We start from the raw sequence: 308 nt of genomic DNA on the forward strand, positions 1-308 counted from the left end.
TGGATTCGAACCAACGCATGAGGGAGTCAAAGTCCCTTGCCTTACCGCTTGGCTATACCCCAATAATATAAATAGGCGAGTGAGGGGAATCGAACCCCCGAATGTCAGAGCCACAATCTGATGTGTTAACCACTTCACCACACCCGCCATAATTTAACAAACACGGGCAGTAGGAATTGAACCCACACTGAAGGTTTTGGAGACCTTAGTTCTACCTTTAAACTATGCCCGTTACTATGGAAGGGGAGGGATTCGAACCCCCGAACCCGAAGGAGCGGATTTACAGTCCGCCGCGTTTAGCCTCTTCG

At 49.7% G+C, this 308-nt stretch carries 2 tRNA genes; both read right to left on the reverse strand.

The features are described from left to right. Positions 1-74 precede the first annotated feature (74 nt). A tRNA-His gene (locus ADH81_RS00590) sits at positions 75-147 on the reverse strand. A 14-nt stretch (positions 148-161) separates the two neighbouring features. After that, positions 162-232: transfer RNA gene (locus tag ADH81_RS00595), tRNA-Trp, on the reverse strand. Positions 233-308: the final 76 nt, after the last annotated feature.

It is taken from the genome of Streptococcus pseudopneumoniae, from assembly GCF_001072925.1.
In the GTDB taxonomy this organism is placed as follows: domain Bacteria; phylum Bacillota; class Bacilli; order Lactobacillales; family Streptococcaceae; genus Streptococcus; species Streptococcus pseudopneumoniae_Q.